We start from the raw sequence: 16,054 nt of genomic DNA on the forward strand, positions 1-16,054 counted from the left end.
AAATTCCTCTCCAACAGATCGGGGATAGCTCCGGTCTTGTCCAAGGAGAAGACAAATGACCGACCAATTCCAGGTAACCAGACGCACAATGCTGGCTGGAGCCGCGATTGCAAGCGCTGTGGCACCGATTGTGACTGCGACTTTCGCGCAGGCCGAAGAGGCACCCGCCAAGATGAACCCGACCGATCTCTCGCACCTCCCACGCGTAAAGGTTGAACTCGTCAAGCCTCCGTTTGTCCACGAGCACACCCAGAAGGCCGAGGGTGGTCCGAAGATCGTCGAGTTCACCATGACGATCGAAGAGAAGAAGTTGATCCTCGACGACGCCGGCACCGAAGTGCATGCGATGACCTTCGACGGCTCGGTGCCCGGTCCGCTGATGGTCGTGCACCAGAACGACTATGTCGAACTGACGCTGATCAACCCGGAAACCAACACTCTGCAGCACAACATCGACTTCCACTCGGCAACGGGTGCCCTCGGCGGCGGTGCGCTGACGATCGTCAACCCAGGCGAGAAGGCAATCCTGCGCTTCAAGGCCACTAAGGCCGGCGTCTTCGTCTACCACTGCGCACCTCCCGGCATGGTTCCCTGGCACGTTACCTCGGGCATGAACGGCGCGATCATGGTGTTGCCGCGCGAAGGCCTGACCGACGGCCACGGCAAGGAACTGGTCTACGACAAAGTCTACTATGTCGGCGAACAGGACTTCTACGTGCCGAAGGACGAGAAGGGTAACTACAAGAAGTACGAAACCGCTGGCGACGCATATGCCGACACGCTCGCAGTGATGCGCACGCTGACCCCGAGCCACGTGGTCTTCAACGGTGCCGTCGGTGCCTTGACCGGCGAGAATGCGCTCAAGGCGGCAGTCGGCGAGAAGGTCCTGATCGTCCATTCGCAGGCCAACCGCGACACCCGCCCGCACCTGATCGGCGGACACGGTGACTACGTCTGGCAGACCGGCAAGTTCAACAACGTGCCGGACCGCGACCAGGAAACCTGGTTCATCCCCGGTGGAACCGCAGGCGCTGCCTTCTACACCTTCGAGCAGCCCGGCATCTACGCCTACGTGAACCACAACCTGATCGAGGCGTTCGAGCTCGGCGCGGCCGGCCACTTCGCCGTCACCGGGGACTGGAACGACGACCTGATGACCGCCGTCCTGGCACCGTCGCAGGTATAACGACGACAACAGATACAGGCCCGCCAAGCGGGCCTGTATCGCCATTGCCGACAGTCCGGCCGACCGCGGCCGGCTCTCGCCTCTGGGGGGCGACGATGTCAACATTCCACGCAGCATTATCGAACCCGTTTCTTCAAACGCTTGTTCCCGTTGCCATCCTGGCCGGCCTGACCGCCGGCATCGCGCACCAGACGGGCTTTTTGACACCTCAACCGTCGACTGCCGCCCTGTTCGCGCCGCAGACGGTCACCATTCCACCGCGCACGTTCACCTACCGCAGCGACGGCGAATTTATCCGCGGCACCTATGCGACGGATGCGCCGATGCAGACCGTCATCGAAAGCCGGCCGCTGACCATCATGAAGCACCAGGTCTCGCTGGCCGAGTACGGTGTCTGCGTTGCCGACGGTGTCTGCAAATCGCCGGAAGCCGTCTCCTACTCGCTCGGCAACGTGCCGGTGACGGGCGTCAACTACGACGACGCGCAGACCTATGCGAAGTGGCTGTCGGAGAGGACCGGCGAACTCTGGAGCCTGCCGACCGACCAGCAGCTGGCGTTTGCGGCGGGAACTGGCTTTCCCGACGATGCCTTCGGGCTCGAGGACGATGGCACCAACCCCGCCATCCGCTGGCTTGCGGACTACCGCCGCGAGGCGGCCGAACGCTCGAAACGGGATCCCGTCCCGCGCATCCTCGGCAGCTACGGCGAGAACGAATACGGCCTGTCCGACTTCGGCGGCAACGTCTGGGAATGGACCAACACCTGCCATCGCCGCGTCCAGCTCGACAAGGCCGGCTCGGTCATCCGCAGCGAGGACATCTGCGGCGTCTATGTCACGGTGGGCAACCATCGCGCCCCGATGACCTCGTTCGTCCGCGATCCGAAGGGTGGTGGGTGCGCCGTCGGCACGCCGCCGGACAACCTCGGCTTTCGACTGGTCAAATCGACCGAATGGTATGCGCCGCTGCTGGGAGCACTGCGCAACAGGGGCATCAACCTGTAATGCCCCAGGTCGACGGGCTGACCCGGTTCTGGAAATCGGGGCAGCCCCCTCTCCATCTGATCCAGATCAATGCGGGGCCAATCCAACTGCTATTGCCCTTGCAAGGTAGTCCGTTCTGACCGTAGAACGGTACGGGTCAGCGATGGAGTGGAAACCGTGAAGATCGATAAGAGCCTGGTCAGATCCATTGCGCTGTTCGACAGGATGAGCGACGCGGATCTGGACAAGTTCCTGGGTCACGCGGTGCCCCGCCGGGTCCCCACGGGCGAGGCGGTGTTCGAGCAGGGTGCTGCGGCAACGCATTTCTTCCTTCTCCTGCACGGCCGGCTCAAGGTTACCCAGGTGACCGAGGACGGCCAGCAGATCATCGTGCGCGTCGTCCATCCCGGAGACCTGTTCGGCTTCGCAAAGGCGCTGCAGCGATCGGACTACCCCGGAACGGCGCTGGCGGTTTCTGAAAGCATCGCGCTTTGCTGGCCAACCGAACTGTGGCCGCAGTTCATCGACCGAAATCCGCGCCTTGCCGTCACCGCCATGCAGACGATCGGGCAGCGACTGGAGGAGGCACACACGCGCATCCGCGAAATGTCGACCCAGGAAGTCGAGCGCCGCGTCGCTCACGCCGTCCTCCGCCTTGCCGAACAGGCGGGCAAGAAGGAAGGCCCGGGCGTCAGGATCGACTTTCCCATTTCGCGGCAGGACATCGCCGAGATGACCGGGACCACGCTTCACACCGTGTCGCGGATCCTCAGCGCCTGGGAAGGCAAGGGGCTTGTGGAAGGCGGCCGCCAGAAGCTGATCGTCCTCGACATCAACGGCCTCACGGCCCTGGCTGACCATGCGAAGGATTGACGCAGCCTTTCCTGCGGTTGTGCGCGTTAATGTTTGCGCTATGTCAAAGATTACCTTTCGCACTGCGGTAATCTGCTCCTGACGAAGCCGGTTGGGCTTCCGACCCAGGAGTATAAAAAATGCGCATGATCCTTCGTTCTTTGGCGGGCGCTGCTTTTTTGACCGCTGCCCTCGGTGGCTATGCTGTCGCCGCAGACCATGAGATCCACATGTTGAACAAGGGCACGGATGGGGCAATGGTCTTCGAACCGGCCTCCATCAAGATTGCCAAGGGAGACACGGTCACCTTCGTTCCGACCGACAAGTCCCACAACGCCGAGTCCATCAAGGACATGATCCCGGACGGCGCGACGCCGTTCAAGGGCAAGGTCAATGAATCGATTAAGGTGACGTTCGACACTTCCGGCGCATATGCGGTCAAATGCACGCCGCACGTCGGCATGGGCATGGTGGCGCTCGTCGTCGTCGACGACGCTCCGGCAAATATCGACGCGGTCAAGACCGGTAAGCTTCCGAAGAAGGCTCGCGAGCGCCTCGACGCCGCCATTGCCGCTGCCGGCCTCTGAGGCAAGGATACAAGAACGGATTGCCCATCTCGATGGGCAATCCGGCAAGAGAATGCAGACCATCGATGCATCCGCCCCGGGGGGCAGGCATGAAGGAACCGCAACTTACGCTGCATGCCGGAGAGGGCGACGGAGCTCGCCCGCGCGACGATGTTCTGGGCGCCATAAGACGGGTGCGGACGGTTGTTCTGGACAGTGCCCTGGATTGCCGCTGCCGCGATCGGGTGGCCGACGCCATCCGGGGATTTGAGCACTTCGAGCAGCGCCGGGAGAAGAAGCGTCTTTCCGAGGCCGTACGGGCCCAGAAACACAAGGTCACGGCGCTGCTCGATCTGCTTGGCGATTTCGACCCTGCAGCCGCCGACGAAGGCGAGCTCTCCGAAGCCAGCCTGCTGCTCCACGACATCGCATCCGAAGCCGCACTCGGCTCGACCCTGCTCCGGGAGATGCTGCGCCTCGAAGGCGACACGGAAAATGATAGCGCCGGCTGAACAGACCGCAGGCGCAAAGCCTACGATGAGGACCGTCCGATGAGACAGCAGCCGCGATGCACCGATAGAGACAGCTTGCTGGACATCTTGATGTCACCGACAACCGCCTCCGGCGACATGGGCCATTTCATCGACCTGCTGGAACGCGAAATCCGCGCGGATGAGTGGGCGGGGAACGGATCCGATGCTTCAGGTCGGCCGGTTGACGGTGGCGCTGGCTCCGAGCCGCACTGACCGCCGCGGTTGGACGAGCAAACGCATCACTATAATCTGAGGACGAACTTCAGCATCGCAGTCCGATGCGCCACGTTTCCCCGAAAGCGGTTCGCAAGTCATTTCAGGCGACGTGCGCGCCGCGAGCGTCGACGCTCAGCTGTGTCCCAGTGCGGCGTCACGGCCTCTTGCGACCCATGCTGCCCCTTCCCGCTGGTGATAGAAACCGTTGGAGAAGACCGCACCTGGATAGACCTCCGCCAGCCTGGCAATCGCCTCCTCGCCATCCATGCTTCCGTCGAGCACGGCGTGATAGAGCCGAGCAACCGCGACCATGTCGCAGTCCTGCGGCGACAGACGCACCCGCGCGATCCCGGCAGCCGCAAGGGCCGACAGCTCGTCGAGCAGGACCACGCAGGTGTTCGACATGGTCTGCACGCCGTTGAGCACCAGGAACGACTGGCGGTCGAGGGTCCGCAGCGGCAGACCGTCCGGTTCCTCGCCGCAGATGAACTGGCAGTTGTCTTTTGTCAGCCCCTTGGAACGGGCGTGCGCGCAGCGCGCGGAAATCGCGAGCGGCATCCGCCCGAAGGCGAAGATCTCGAAGGAAAAGCCGGGCATGGACTGCAATATGTTCCCGATCGAGCTCATCGGCAGTTCCGGCGGCAGGCAGATGTTGTCGGCACCGCGAGCGGCGAGCACCCTCGCTGTCGCCGCGCTGTAGACGTTCACCAGCGGGCCGATCGAATGCGCCCTTCCCTTGATGAGGCCTAGGGCTGCGAGATCGTTGGCCTCGATGGCATGAACGCTGTCGCGGATCAGGTCGCGCACATGCCGGCTCTCACGCTCCAGCGTGACCATGGCAAGTGTCGAGAGCGTGACCGTCTTACCGGCGGCCTCGAGCCGCTCGACAACCTCGGAAATATGCGGCTCGGTGAAATGCTGGCGCTTTGAACAGACGGTCTCGCCGAGGATCACATGCTCCACGGGCGCCTCGTCGGCGATCCGGAAATAGAAGTCGCGCCACTTCGGGCCGTCCCAAAGATAGTAGACCGGCCCCAGGCTCAATGCCGGCTTCAACGCAGTCATTATGATGTCCCCTATCGCCAGCGTTTTTCGTAGGCACCCGAGGTGGTGCGCTGGCCCTCGCTCATCGTGCGAAGACGCGAAACAAGCGCGGATCGCTCCGCCGGCTGCGCCGCCAGGGCGCGCTTCAGGCTCGAGACCACTTCGGCGACATAGGCCTTGCCGCGCTGGCGTCCCTCGATCTTCAGAGCAGCCACCCCGGCATCCTTCAGCGCGTCGATATGGTCCACGACATCCAGCGACACTGGATCCTCGAAGGCATAGCCGTGCGTGTCCCCGATCTCGAAGCGCCCCTTGCAGAGCGTCGGATAGCCGGAGGCCTCGTTGGGAGCGAAGCGGTTGATCGTATATTCGCCGAGTTCGGAGACCAGCGTCTTGCCGTCCTGCCGGTATTTCACATGGCTGGCGGGCGAGCAGACGCCGTTCATGTTCGGCGACTTGCCGGTGGCATAGGACGAGAGCGAACAACGCCCTTCCGCCATGACGCACAGCCCGCCGAAGGCGAAGACTTCCACCTCGCAGTTGATCTGCCGCGTCAGTCGGGCGATGTCCTGGACCGTCAAAACGCGCGGCAACACCACGCGCTTGGCGCCGAAGGCGTCGATGAGAAATTGAATGGCGTCCCTGTTCGAGGCGGAAGCCTGTACGGAGACATGCAGCCGCTGCTCGGGATATTTTTCCGCCACATAGGCCATCAGCCCGAAGTCGGCGAGGATCAGCGCGTCGACGCCCATTGCGGCAGCATCGTCGGCCGCCCGGTACCAGAGCGTCTCGTCACCAGCCCGCATGAAGGTGTTGAGGGCGACGAAGGTCTGCACGTTCTTTTTCCGCGCATAGCCGATCGACTCGCGCAGTTCCTGACGGCTGAAGTTCAGTCCGGGGAAGTTGCGGGCATTGGTCTCATCACGGAAGCCGCAATAGACGGCATCGGCGCCGGCATCGACGGCTTCGCGGAAGGCCGATGGCGTGCCTGCGGGACAGATCAGTTCCATGACGCGGCCTTTCCTTCGAGCGCCTGCTTGCGGATGTAACGGGCCGTGCCTGTTACGAACGGCGCCAATGGTCCGGCCAGCGCACCGAGTTCGTCCGGCAGGTCGATAGCGCTGTCGTCGAGAGCGTTGCGAAGCGCGAGCATCGCCTCCATGTCGCCGGTGACGGAAAGGTCACGCGAGAAGAACAGGGCGTCGGCATCGCATCGCCCTTCGAGCAGGCCCAGCAGCAACACGAGCGGCCCCTCGATGCAGGCGTCCGAGGCCGGTTTCTGCGACTTGCGCGAAACGTTGAGCGTCCTCGTCGCCGGAACGACGAGAAAATTCCACGGCAGGTCGGAAGGCGAAAGGCAGTAGCGCATCTGCCGATAGTCGCCGAGGCGCTCGAACAGGTCGGGGTGAGCCCTGAGGACCCCGGCAAAGATGGTCCTTGCGACACGCTCGACCAGCCACAGCGGGGCGACGGCGATCGGCGTGACCAAGGCGGGCGGAAGTGTCATGCGGCGAACCTTCGGCAATGAACGTACGGCGCCGAACCTACGGAACGGCACGCCGATCCAGTTTGCGCAAACGCAAAGACGGTCGAATATTTCCCCGGCAAGACTTCAATGATGAAAGCCGATGTCCCGATCCCGCGCAGCTTTTCCGGCCTCCAGGAGTTCGTCGCCATGCTCGAGAGCCGAGCACGGTTGAAGCGCATCTCCCGTCCCGTTTCGCTGGTGCATGAAATTACCGAGATCCATCGGCGCGTTCTCGCCGACGAGGGCCCGGCGCTCCTGTTTGAAAAGCCGGTCGACGCCGCCGGCAACGTGCAGCCGATCCCGCTGCTCGCCAATCTTTTCGGAACCCGGGAGCGGATCGAGTGGGGACTTGGCCTGGACAGCGGCGGCCTGCCGCAACTGGCCGCCCTCCTCGCCGACCTGCGCGATCCGAAGCCGCCGCGTTCGATGCGCGACGCCTGGCAGAAGCTGCCGCACCTGAAGGCGGCGTTGTCGATGCACCCGCGGTCTATAACGCGCGCGCCCTGCCAGCAGGTGATCTGGCGCGACGGCGAACTAGATCTCGACCGCCTGCCGATCCAGAGCTGCTGGCCCGGCGAACCGGCGCCGCTCGTCACGTGGCCGCTGGTGATCACCCAGGCGCCGGATGACCCGAGCGACGTCAATGTCGGCATCTACCGCATGCAGAAGCTCGGACGGAACCGCCTGATCATGCGCTGGCTCGCCCACCGCGGCGGCGCGCGCCACCATCGCCTCTGGCAGGCGCTCGGCCGCGACATGCCGGTGGCGGTCGCGATCGGCGCGGACCCCGCGACGATCCTTTCGTCCGTCATGCCGCTGCCGGACGGGATGAGCGAACTGAATTTTGCCGGACTGCTCAAAGGCAAGCGGCAGGAGATCGCACAAGGGGCGACGGTTCCGCTGCCGGTGCCTGCTAACGCCGAGATCGTGCTGGAAGGCACCGTTTCGGCGAGCGACACGGCCAACGAAGGCCCCTACGGGGACCACACCGGCTACTACAATTCCGTCGAGAAATTCCCGGTGATGACGCTTTCGGCGATCACCATGCGCAAGAACCCGATCTATCTATCCACCTACACCGGCCGACCGCCGGACGAGCCTTCCCGGCTGGGCGAGGCGATGACGGAGCTGTTCGTGCCGCTGGTCAAGCGGCAGTTTCCCGAGATCCGCGACCTGTGGCTGCCGCCCGAAGGCTGCTCCTACCGCGTGATGGTGGTCTCGATCGACAAGCGCTATCCGGGGCAGGCCAGGCGGATCATGATGGGTCTGTGGTCGATCCTGCCACAGTTCAACTACACCAAGATGATCATCGCGGTCGACAGCGACATCGATGTGAAGAACTGGCAGGACGTGATCTGGGCGCTTTCCACCCGCTTCGATGCGAGCCGCGACCTGATGGTCGTCGAGAACACGCCGATCGACTACCTCGATTTCGCCTCCCCGCGGTCGGGGCTCGGCGGCAAGCTCGGCCTCGACGCCACCACCAAGATCGGCACAGAAACCGACCGCGAGTGGGGTCAGGTCTTGAAGATGTCACCAGACGTCGCATCGAAGGTTGACCAGATCTGGTCTTCGCTCGGGCTTGGAGATGTCGCACCGTGAGCATCGAACGCGTCGTCGTCGGCATTTCCGGCGCCTCGGGCGCGGCGATTGCGGTGCGCATCGTCGAACGGCTGGCCGAGATCGCCAATGTCGAGACCCACCTCGTCGTCTCCGATGCCGCGCGACGTACGCTGGATCTCGAACACGGACCGGGTGCACTGGACTATCTCCTGCCGCGCGTTCATCGCCATCATCCCATTGCCGACGTCGGGGCCTCGATCGCCAGCGGCTCCTTTCCGGTCCGCGGCATGATCGTCGCTCCCTGCTCGATGCAGACACTGTCGGCGATCGCCACGGGGCGGGCCGACACGCTGCTGACCCGCGCAGCGGACGTGCAGTTGAAGGAACGGCGCCGGTTGGTGCTGCTGGCCCGCGAAACGCCGCTGCATCTCGGGCATCTGCGCAGCATGTGCGCGGTGACGGAAATGGGCGCGATCGTCATGCCGCCGGTGCCTGCCTTCTACCACCTCCCCAAGACGGTCGAGGAGATCATCGATCACCTTGCCGCCCGCGCCATCGATCTCTTGGCATTGCCCTCGGGGCCGGTCGCCCTGCCCTGGCAAGGCTGATCCAACGATGAAGGTGCCGGCCATGGAAACCGAAAAGACCGTCAGAATTGCCATCGTCACCGTTTCCGATCGCGCAAGCCGCGGCGAATACCCCGATCTCGGCGGTCCGGAGATCGAGGCCTGGCTGCGCGCCGTCATCACCACGCCCTTCGAGACCGTTTCGCGGCTCATTCCGGACGGCCGCGACAGTGTGAGTGCGACGCTTGCCGCGCTTTGCGACGAGGCGAGCGTCGACCTCGTTCTCACGACCGGCGGCACTGGCCCCTCGCCGCGCGACGAGACACCGGAGGGGACCGTTGCGGTCCTCCACAAGGAGTTGCCGGGCTTTGGCGAGCAACTGCGCCGCGCCAGCCTCCAGCAGACGCCGACGGCCATCCTGTCGCGGCAGACCGCCGGGATCAGAGGCAAAACCCTGATCGTCAATCTTCCCGGCAATCCTGCCTCGATCCGGCTCAGCCTCAATACCGTGTTCGCCGCCATTCCCTATTGCCTGGACCTGATCGGCGCCGGCCGCATCGAAACCGATCCGACTCGGATCACGAGCTTCCGCCCCGCCCGCTGACCGCAGGTTCAAGGGCACCGACAACCGCCAAGTCACTCTGTGAAGGAGACACCCCGATGATCGACATTTCCCTGGACAAGACCGTGAGCGCCCTCGCAGCGGAACTGCCCGGTGCAGCCGAACTGTTTCGCCGCGCCGGCATCAATTTCTGTTGCGGCGGCAATGTCCCGCTGGCCGATGCCGCAAGCAAAGCCGGGCTCGTGCCCGAAGCGCTGGTGGCCGAGCTTGAAGCTCTGGCGACAGCGGCGGGCCGGGATGCGCCGGAGGAAACCGGAGCGCTGATCGATCACCTCATCAGCCGCTACCACCAGGTCCACCGGGAGGAGCTCGAATGGCTGATCCCGCTGGCGCAGAAGGTGGAGCGCGTGCATGGCGATCATCCGAACGCGCCGCTGGGTCTCGCCGACGCCTTGATTGCAATGCGCGAGGATCTCGATGGCCATATGCACCGGGAGGAACAATTGCTGTTTCCGATGATGCGGCGCGGCGGCAGCCCGATGATCGATCACCCGCTGGCCCAGATGCGCGACGAGCATGACGATACGGCGAAATTGCTGGCCGAAATCGAACACGCCACGCACGGACTGGCACTGCCGGCGGGCGCCTGCGGGTCCTGGACCGCGCTCTACACGGGCGTGGCCAAGTTCTGCGACGACCTCGTGACCCACATGCATCTGGAAGACGGCGTGCTCTTCCCACGCTTCGAGCGCAACGGCGTGCCGGCCTGACACCGTCCTTGACGCGCTGGACAGTCCATCCGTTCTGGCAGGCGCCGTATCGCCCATTGTTCCTGTATTCGGGACTTTGGGCGGTGGCGGCGCCTTCGGTCTGGCTGTTTCCGGGCGCGAGCGGACGGGATCCCGTCCTCTGGCATTTGCATGAGCTAATGTTCGGAACGGGGGGTGCCGCTGTCGGCGGCTATCTGCTGACGGCATTGCCGGCGTGGACCGGACGGGGGACCGTCTCAGGCGTCGTGACGCTCTCGCTTTCGGTGCTATGGATCATTGCGCGCGTCGGTTTCGTTCTGGCGGGCTCGCTTCCGTTCACCGTCCAGGTCGCGGCAACCCTTGCCTATCTCCTCTCCCTCGGCGCCTATCTCGCTTGGCAATTGATCTCGGCCCGCCTCTGGGCAAAGGGCTGGCTTCTCGGGCCTGTTTTTGGCCTGGCTGCCGCTGATTTCATGCTGCTTTCCGAGCCGAATGGTTTTCGCGATGGACGGGCGGCACTCGTTGCCGTGCTGATCTTTGCGCTGTTGATCAACGCTATCGGCGGCCGCGCCGTGCCGGCCTTCACGCGCCACTGGCTCGAACGGACGAAGTCCCCTCAACGCCTGCAAGACAGCCACCGAATGTCGGTCTTTGCGACGGGGTTGATGGTGGCCGGGCTTTGCCTGGCGTTAGTGGAACGGGATACCCTCGCGGGCGCATGCCTCATCGGCTCCGGCGCCGTGACCTTGGCCCGGATGTCCGGATGGCGGACATCCGTCACCATTCGATATCCGGCGCTCCTCGTGCTGCACCTCGCCTGGATCTGGCTCCCGGCGGGACTGCTGCTGGTGGGGCTTGCCCTGCTCCGGCCCGACATCATCGGTGTCGCCACGGCCTTGCACGGCCTGACCATGGGCGCGATGGGCACGATGATGCTTGCGATCATGGGGCGCGCAGCGATGCAGCGACGGGGCGAGTATCTTGTTCTTTCACCCACCCTTGCCTTCGCCTTCATACTCGTGTGGCTGTCAGCTCCTGCGCGGATCGCAGCCGGTTTGGTTCCAGCAAAAGCGATTGATCCCGTGCCCGTTGCCGCGCTGCTCTGGATGGCCGGCTGGGCACTCTTCCTCACAGCGCATCTGTCAGCGCTTCGTCGTCCAATTCCGCACCCGGTGCTGAGCGCCCGCAGCCGCTCTTGATCTGCACACGCCTGCACGGCCAGACCACGTCCTACCACAGCCAGAAGAACAACACCCAGCCCGAGACCGCAATTGCCCACGCGCTCGAGAGGCATAGCATCGCGCCGATACGGGCGACGGCCGACCGGCAGTAGAGCCCGCCCACGCGCCAGCCGAGATAGGCGCTCCACGCCGCAGCGAGGCAGAGGAGAAACGCGCGGAGTTCCGCAACGTACGGGATGACGACGCCGTCTGACCGCAGCTGGGTCACCGTCATCGCCGAAAGCCCGAGAAACAGACCGGCTCCGGCCAGCGGAATCAGTGTCTGGGCCAGATGATGAAAGCGGCGGACATCCCACTGGCCGAGGCAACGGACAGCAAGTGCCAGCGCAGCCGAAAGCAGGACAGCCGCCGCGGCGGCCGTGCCCAGGACATAGCCGACAAGCAAGCCGCCATCGGCGAGCGTCAGCACGTCGTTGCGCTCCGGATAGTTCGTCAGGATCCACCAAGGCAGGGTGATTTCCAGCGGTGCGACCCATCCCGCTTCGATGAGGAATTCCGCCAGTCTCTGATTGGCGGCGATGAACCAGGGGCTGGCGCTCCAGTGGAACGCGCCAACCGCAAGCCCCATCAACCCGGCGAGGATGAGGACGGTCTCGGCCGGCTTCGGCGTCACGCCGGCCACATGGATAATTTCATGGCTGGGCGAGCGCCGCGCCAGCGTGATGGCACCACGAAAGCCGCTGCAACGACCGCACATGTGGCAATCGCTGGCGCCGCGCATCGTCTTGATCGCCACCAGCGGCGCGCAGTCGATCGCACCAGGCTTCTCCCCCCGCTCCTGCGACAGGCGCCATAAGACGGGTTCGACACGGAAATGCAGCGGGGCCAGCTTGGAAAGCAGGGCGAAAACGCCGCCGACCGGGCAGAGATAGCGGCACCAGACGCGCTTGTTGCGACCATAGGCATAGCCGACCGCAATCGCCGCCACAGTCGAGCCGCCAAGAATGAGCGCGGCCGGCTTCGGATACTGGTAGACGCTCGTCATCTGCCCATACAGCGTGGTGAGCGCGAAAGCCGCCGTCGGCCAGCCGGACCACTGCAGCCATTTCGGAATGGCGCCGCCGCGACCGTGCCTACTGGCAAACTCCGAGAGCGACCCTTCCGGGCACAACAGCCCGCACCACATGCGCCCCACAAGGGCCGTGCCGAGGATGACGAACGGCCACCAGATGCCCCAGAACATGAACTGGGCGAAGCGGATGGTATTGTTCCAAATAGTGGCCGTGCGATCGGGAAGCGGCAAAAGGAGCGGCACGATCAACAGTGCCAGGTAGAATCCCACCACGATCCATTGCAAAACCTGGATGTGCGTGCGGTGGCGAAACAGCCAGTCGCCGACCCGCTGCCACGGATCGGCCTTTTTGGGGACGGCATAGGTCGAGGGAACGGCATTGAAGATGTTCATGACGCAGCCGCCACTCTCCACCGTTTCCCGCCACCGAGCAGGATGACCGCGGCCAGCCAGTAGCCGGCGAAGACCAGCAGCGGCAGCAGCTCCGGCCGGGCGCGGTAACCGGTCAGCGACGCGATCAGGCCGCCGATCCCCTGTCCGTCATCGATGAGCCAGGACGTATCCCACAAGGGTGCGGAGAGCGGCGACACGAGATCCAGCGAGATCAGCCTGTCCAGACCGCTCATCAAAAGCGAACAAGCCAGGATCAGAAGCATCGCTTCACTTACCCGAAAGAAGACGCGCCAGGTCACGGCGCGGGCGCCGGCCTGCAGGATCAGGTAGCAGCCAAGCGCGGCGCCGAAGCCCAGTGCAATGGCCACGATCGCGGCGGCGTCCAGGCTTTCGCCGGAGGATGCCAGGATCCCATAGAGAAAGATCGCGGTCTCGCTGCCCTCGCGGGCAATCGCGAGGGCAGCAAGCAGCAGCAGCCCCCAGCCGTTCGCGGCCGCCAGGGCCTTGCCGGCACCGCTTTCGAGCGCCTGCTGCATCTGCCGCCCGTGACTACGTATCCAGAACACCATCTGGACGATCAAGGCGGCAGCGACAAACACCATCATCGCCTGGAAATAGTCCTGGCGATCGCCGTCCAGCCATTCGCCGACGAAGAGGATGACGCCGGCGATCAACATCGCGAGCAGCAGGCCCGCGATGATACCGGCGCGAAGATAGGCCAGACCCTTTCGGCGCGCCGCTGCCGGCTGCCTCATCAGAAAGGCACTGAGAATTCCCACCACGAGCAGCGCCTCGATGCTCTCGCGCCACACGACGAGGACGATCTGGATCATATTCCCGGACATGCGCCTGGGCTCCTATCTTGCAATCAGCCTGGCTGGCGGCATGTCGAGATGAAAATCGTCGAAGAACTCGTACTCGCCCGGATCGAGCCGCCGGATGACGATGAAGCTGGAGGCGCCCGGTCCGAGCACCTTCTCCTTGCGCAGTACCAGGCTCTCGAACTCGACCGGGCTGGCGCCGGTGTTGTGAAGCTCCAGCTTGAAGCGCACACCTGCGGGCACGACCAGTTCGGCTGGTTCGATTGCGCCGTCCTTGAACTCGATGACGAAGACCGGATCGCCGTCTGCATGGGCAACGCCGGTCGACGTCAAAAGCGAAGCTGCGAAGAGAAGCGCCGCTACCGGCCGCATTCTAGTAGCCGCCCTTCTTGCCTGTTCCGGCAAAGACGAACTCGTAGGATACCGTGACCGGCTGCGGCCATGGTGCCACGCCCGTTTCCTTGTCGACGTGGCGCCCAAAATGGCCATGGCCTTCGCCGCCCGTGTTGACCACGAATTCAAGCCGGTACTTGCCCGGTCCCATCAGCTTGACGTTGTCGCCGTAGTGCGGGCCGTCGCTTGCCACCATCGGCATGAGAACACCGTTGGCTTGCCGCCCGTCGTCCAGCCTGGTCAGCCGGTAGTCGACGGCGAGGTTCGGCAGCCAGTCGCCCTCGGCGAAACCGTTCGTATTGTTGGCGGTCGCATGGATATCGGCCTCGAGATGGATATCGGTCTCGCTCGCGGGCGCCATCATCCCCGCGGGTTCCATCTCGATCGGCTGGAGGTAGACCGCGGCAATCTCCATGCCGCTGACGAGCTGCGGCTCGCCGATCGGATACTCCGCGCCGTAGGCGGGAAGATGGAAAAAGGCCAGAAGACCAACGCCTGCGATGGTCAGGGAGCGAGATGCATGCATGTGATTGTCCACCCGTTAACATGACTATTTAAGTCATGTTTATGCACGCACCGGATGGGCATCTTTGCGCTGGAACAAACAACGGCGGAATTTTCCGAATCCAGCAGTCGAGTTTTTTACTGCTGCAGAAACAGCACCGCGGCAATCGCGACGGAGAACAGAACCGCCGCGACAGCACTGTAACGCTGCAGCACACCCATCCGGTGAAGGGCGATCGCGAAGGCGACGATGACGGGGGTGGCCACGAGCAGGCCGGCCTGGGCGTCGGACATATCAGGAACCTCTTGATTTTTGCCAATGCTAACGCCCTGCCTGCTTCCGTCTTTGCGAAAAGGCAAAGAGCGGGCCGTCGGAATGCGTCAAGCAAGGCGCAAACAGAGCGGGAGATTCACATGACGATGGTGCCGTTGTCACAGGCCGACTCCACCGACGAAGGCGGCGATCTGCTGCTCTGGGTGCTCGTCTGGAGCGAACTGGCCGCCTTCGGCATCCTCCTGTTCGGCTACCTCGTCATGTCGATCCTTCATGCCGAGACCTTTGATGCGGCCCAGTTGCACCTGTCGTCACGCATTGCCAGCATCAACACGATCGTCCTGCTCACAAGCGGATGGCAGGCAGCGCTCGCGGCCCGGAAAGGCGCCAGCCTGCTGCAGCAGCGCGTCTGCCTACTGTTGGCCGCGGCATTGGGCTTTCTGTTCGTCGCCCTCAAATTCGTCGAATACAGCTCGGAATGGAAATATGCCGGCGACGAAACCTTCAGCACCTTCTTCGAGCTGTACTTCATGATCACGGGCTTCCATCTGGCGCACGTTGCCTTCGTCGCCAGCCTGTTCGTGCTTGTCGCCCGGAGACCCGAGCGCGGCAACGTCCTGATTCTGACGACCGTCTGGCATGTCATCGATCTTGTCTGGCTCGTCATGTTCCCTCTGATCTATTTCGGGTGACGATGATGAAAACCAAGTCCTCCGTCTCGCTGTTTGCCAGCACCAACTGGATCCTGATGATGGGCATCGTTTCCGGGTTGATCGCGGCGCAATGGAAGCACGAAGCACTGCCCCTTGCCGCCATCGTCACTATTCTCGTCCTGACGGTCTTCAAGGCACGCCTGATCATCCTGGACTTCATGCACCTGCGCGGCGAACGCCCGGGACTGGCAGCGGCGCTTCTCGCCTGGCCGGTTTTTTTCACCGTCGCAATCCTGGCGAAGTCGCTGGCGGCGGGCCTTCTCGACACGCTCTGAGCGATCACTCCGCATGAAGGCGGCGGCGCCTCCGCAAGGCCGCGTCGACACTCCACGGCATGTCCGTAAAGCGCGTTTCG

General features: G+C 63.8%; 21 protein-coding genes. 13 read left to right on the plus strand and 8 right to left on the minus strand.

The window, feature by feature from the left end:
* Positions 1-55: 55 nt before the first annotated feature.
* The 6 genes from nirK (at position 56) to J2Y48_RS07815 (ending at position 4,333) form a co-directional block, all read left to right on the plus strand.
* A complete protein-coding gene (gene nirK, locus J2Y48_RS07790; protein WP_310415289.1) occupies positions 56-1,186 on the plus strand; it encodes a copper-containing nitrite reductase in 1,131 nt (376 codons plus the stop codon).
* 95 nt (positions 1,187-1,281) lie between these two features.
* Entirely contained in the window at positions 1,282-2,190 is a 909-nt protein-coding gene (locus J2Y48_RS07795; RefSeq protein ID WP_310415292.1) for a formylglycine-generating enzyme family protein, read from the plus strand.
* Between the two features lie 156 nt (positions 2,191-2,346).
* The gene (locus tag J2Y48_RS07800) at positions 2,347-3,042 is read left to right on the plus strand and encodes a Crp/Fnr family transcriptional regulator (protein WP_310415294.1); all 696 of its coding nucleotides are present in this window, start codon (positions 2,347-2,349) and stop codon (positions 3,040-3,042) included.
* A gap of 119 nt (positions 3,043-3,161) precedes the next feature.
* On the plus strand, positions 3,162-3,608 hold the full coding sequence (locus tag J2Y48_RS07805) for a pseudoazurin (protein ID WP_310415297.1): 447 nt from the start codon (positions 3,162-3,164) through the stop codon (positions 3,606-3,608).
* Between the two features lie 89 nt (positions 3,609-3,697).
* Positions 3,698-4,099, plus strand: coding sequence for a hypothetical protein (locus J2Y48_RS07810; RefSeq protein WP_310415300.1), 402 nt, complete (start codon positions 3,698-3,700; stop codon positions 4,097-4,099).
* A 90-nt stretch (positions 4,100-4,189) separates the two neighbouring features.
* Positions 4,190-4,333: a hypothetical protein gene (locus J2Y48_RS07815; RefSeq protein ID WP_310415303.1), complete on the plus strand. Its 144-nt coding sequence runs from the start codon at positions 4,190-4,192 to the stop codon at positions 4,331-4,333.
* Positions 4,334-4,468: 135 nt separating this feature from the next.
* On the opposite strand, the gene J2Y48_RS07820 is transcribed toward J2Y48_RS07815, so the two are convergent.
* The 3 genes from J2Y48_RS07820 to J2Y48_RS07830 are packed head-to-tail and all read right to left on the minus strand — an operon-like array spanning position 4,469 to position 6,887.
* Positions 4,469-5,401 carry a U32 family peptidase gene (locus J2Y48_RS07820; RefSeq protein WP_310415306.1) on the minus strand — a complete coding sequence of 311 codons (933 nt, stop codon included), beginning with the start codon at positions 5,399-5,401 and terminating at the stop codon, positions 4,469-4,471.
* Between the two features lie 11 nt (positions 5,402-5,412).
* Positions 5,413-6,390: a peptidase U32 family protein gene (locus J2Y48_RS07825; protein WP_310415308.1), complete on the minus strand. Its 978-nt coding sequence runs from the start codon at positions 6,388-6,390 to the stop codon at positions 5,413-5,415.
* On the minus strand, positions 6,381-6,887 hold the full coding sequence (locus J2Y48_RS07830) for an SCP2 sterol-binding domain-containing protein (protein ID WP_310415311.1): 507 nt from the start codon (positions 6,885-6,887) through the stop codon (positions 6,381-6,383). Before J2Y48_RS07830 ends, J2Y48_RS07825 begins: the two co-directional genes overlap by 10 nt.
* Before the next feature lie 108 nt (positions 6,888-6,995).
* Here J2Y48_RS07830 and J2Y48_RS07835 point away from each other — a divergent pair, with 108 nt between their 5' ends.
* From J2Y48_RS07835 to J2Y48_RS07855, 5 genes are read left to right on the plus strand one after another with little or no spacing between them, the layout of a single operon-like run.
* A complete protein-coding gene (locus J2Y48_RS07835; protein ID WP_310415312.1) occupies positions 6,996-8,510 on the plus strand; it encodes a UbiD family decarboxylase in 1,515 nt (504 codons plus the stop codon).
* Complete coding sequence (locus J2Y48_RS07840; protein ID WP_310415315.1) at positions 8,507-9,079, plus strand: UbiX family flavin prenyltransferase; 573 nt, start codon at positions 8,507-8,509, stop codon at positions 9,077-9,079. Before J2Y48_RS07835 ends, J2Y48_RS07840 begins: the two co-directional genes overlap by 4 nt.
* 22 nt (positions 9,080-9,101) lie before the next feature.
* Positions 9,102-9,641 (plus strand): molybdopterin adenylyltransferase, encoded by a 540-nt coding sequence (gene mog, locus J2Y48_RS07845; protein WP_310415318.1) that lies wholly within the window; start codon positions 9,102-9,104, stop codon positions 9,639-9,641.
* 56 nt (positions 9,642-9,697) lie between these two features.
* Positions 9,698-10,369: an iron-sulfur cluster repair di-iron protein gene (gene ric / locus J2Y48_RS07850; RefSeq protein ID WP_310415321.1), complete on the plus strand. Its 672-nt coding sequence runs from the start codon at positions 9,698-9,700 to the stop codon at positions 10,367-10,369.
* 8 nt (positions 10,370-10,377) lie between these two features.
* Entirely contained in the window at positions 10,378-11,547 is a 1,170-nt protein-coding gene (locus tag J2Y48_RS07855; protein ID WP_310415323.1) for an NnrS family protein, read from the plus strand.
* Between the two features lie 31 nt (positions 11,548-11,578).
* On the opposite strand, the gene J2Y48_RS07860 is transcribed toward J2Y48_RS07855, so the two are convergent.
* The 5 genes from J2Y48_RS07860 to J2Y48_RS07880 form a co-directional block, all read right to left on the minus strand.
* Positions 11,579-12,994: a 4Fe-4S binding protein gene (locus tag J2Y48_RS07860; protein WP_310415326.1), complete on the minus strand. Its 1,416-nt coding sequence runs from the start codon at positions 12,992-12,994 to the stop codon at positions 11,579-11,581.
* The gene (locus J2Y48_RS07865) at positions 12,991-13,839 is read right to left on the minus strand and encodes an FTR1 family protein (RefSeq protein ID WP_310415329.1); all 849 of its coding nucleotides are present in this window, start codon (positions 13,837-13,839) and stop codon (positions 12,991-12,993) included. The genes J2Y48_RS07860 and J2Y48_RS07865 overlap by 4 nt, the downstream gene beginning before the upstream one ends.
* 12 nt (positions 13,840-13,851) lie before the next feature.
* Positions 13,852-14,187 carry a cupredoxin domain-containing protein gene (locus J2Y48_RS07870; RefSeq protein WP_310415332.1) on the minus strand — a complete coding sequence of 112 codons (336 nt, stop codon included), beginning with the start codon at positions 14,185-14,187 and terminating at the stop codon, positions 13,852-13,854.
* 1 nt (position 14,188) lies between these two features.
* Complete coding sequence (locus J2Y48_RS07875; protein ID WP_310415334.1) at positions 14,189-14,734, minus strand: iron transporter; 546 nt, start codon at positions 14,732-14,734, stop codon at positions 14,189-14,191.
* Positions 14,735-14,850: 116 nt separating this feature from the next.
* Positions 14,851-15,006 (minus strand): hypothetical protein, encoded by a 156-nt coding sequence (locus J2Y48_RS07880; RefSeq protein ID WP_310415337.1) that lies wholly within the window; start codon positions 15,004-15,006, stop codon positions 14,851-14,853.
* A gap of 120 nt (positions 15,007-15,126) precedes the next feature.
* On the opposite strand from J2Y48_RS07880, the gene J2Y48_RS07885 reads away from it, so the two are divergent.
* A complete protein-coding gene (locus J2Y48_RS07885; protein WP_310415340.1) occupies positions 15,127-15,678 on the plus strand; it encodes a cytochrome c oxidase subunit 3 family protein in 552 nt (183 codons plus the stop codon).
* Between the two features lie 5 nt (positions 15,679-15,683).
* Positions 15,684-15,974, plus strand: coding sequence for a cytochrome C oxidase subunit IV family protein (locus tag J2Y48_RS07890; protein WP_310415343.1), 291 nt, complete (start codon positions 15,684-15,686; stop codon positions 15,972-15,974).
* Positions 15,975-16,054 lie beyond the last annotated feature (80 nt).

Origin of the sequence: Mycoplana sp. BE70 (assembly GCF_031455855.1) — a bacterium.
Taxonomy (GTDB): Bacteria; Pseudomonadota; Alphaproteobacteria; order Rhizobiales; family Rhizobiaceae; genus Mycoplana.

Excerpts from the sequence above, each read along its gene's own strand:
- mog (WP_310415318.1), top strand. The coding sequence starts at position 9,102 with ATGGAAACCGAAAAGACCGTCAGAATTGCCATCGTCACCGTTTCCGAT.
- J2Y48_RS07885 (WP_310415340.1), top strand. The coding sequence starts at position 15,127 with ATGACGATGGTGCCGTTGTCACAGGCCGACTCCACCGACGAAGGCGGC.
- J2Y48_RS07890 (WP_310415343.1), top strand. The coding sequence starts at position 15,684 with ATGAAAACCAAGTCCTCCGTCTCGCTGTTTGCCAGCACCAACTGGATC.
- ric (WP_310415321.1), top strand. The coding sequence starts at position 9,698 with ATGATCGACATTTCCCTGGACAAGACCGTGAGCGCCCTCGCAGCGGAA.
- J2Y48_RS07825 (WP_310415308.1), bottom strand. The coding sequence starts at position 6,390 with ATGGAACTGATCTGTCCCGCAGGCACGCCATCGGCCTTCCGCGAAGCC.
- J2Y48_RS07880 (WP_310415337.1), bottom strand. The coding sequence starts at position 15,006 with ATGTCCGACGCCCAGGCCGGCCTGCTCGTGGCCACCCCCGTCATCGTC.
- J2Y48_RS07820 (WP_310415306.1), bottom strand. The coding sequence starts at position 5,401 with ATGACTGCGTTGAAGCCGGCATTGAGCCTGGGGCCGGTCTACTATCTT.
- J2Y48_RS07870 (WP_310415332.1), bottom strand. The coding sequence starts at position 14,187 with ATGCGGCCGGTAGCGGCGCTTCTCTTCGCAGCTTCGCTTTTGACGTCG.
- J2Y48_RS07830 (WP_310415311.1), bottom strand. The coding sequence starts at position 6,887 with ATGACACTTCCGCCCGCCTTGGTCACGCCGATCGCCGTCGCCCCGCTG.
- nirK (WP_310415289.1), top strand. The coding sequence starts at position 56 with ATGACCGACCAATTCCAGGTAACCAGACGCACAATGCTGGCTGGAGCC.
- J2Y48_RS07810 (WP_310415300.1), top strand. The coding sequence starts at position 3,698 with ATGAAGGAACCGCAACTTACGCTGCATGCCGGAGAGGGCGACGGAGCT.
- J2Y48_RS07875 (WP_310415334.1), bottom strand. The coding sequence starts at position 14,734 with ATGCATGCATCTCGCTCCCTGACCATCGCAGGCGTTGGTCTTCTGGCC.
- J2Y48_RS07865 (WP_310415329.1), bottom strand. The coding sequence starts at position 13,839 with ATGTCCGGGAATATGATCCAGATCGTCCTCGTCGTGTGGCGCGAGAGC.
- J2Y48_RS07835 (WP_310415312.1), top strand. The coding sequence starts at position 6,996 with ATGATGAAAGCCGATGTCCCGATCCCGCGCAGCTTTTCCGGCCTCCAG.
- J2Y48_RS07860 (WP_310415326.1), bottom strand. The coding sequence starts at position 12,994 with ATGAACATCTTCAATGCCGTTCCCTCGACCTATGCCGTCCCCAAAAAG.
- J2Y48_RS07815 (WP_310415303.1), top strand. The coding sequence starts at position 4,190 with ATGTCACCGACAACCGCCTCCGGCGACATGGGCCATTTCATCGACCTG.
- J2Y48_RS07805 (WP_310415297.1), top strand. The coding sequence starts at position 3,162 with ATGCGCATGATCCTTCGTTCTTTGGCGGGCGCTGCTTTTTTGACCGCT.
- J2Y48_RS07795 (WP_310415292.1), top strand. The coding sequence starts at position 1,282 with ATGTCAACATTCCACGCAGCATTATCGAACCCGTTTCTTCAAACGCTT.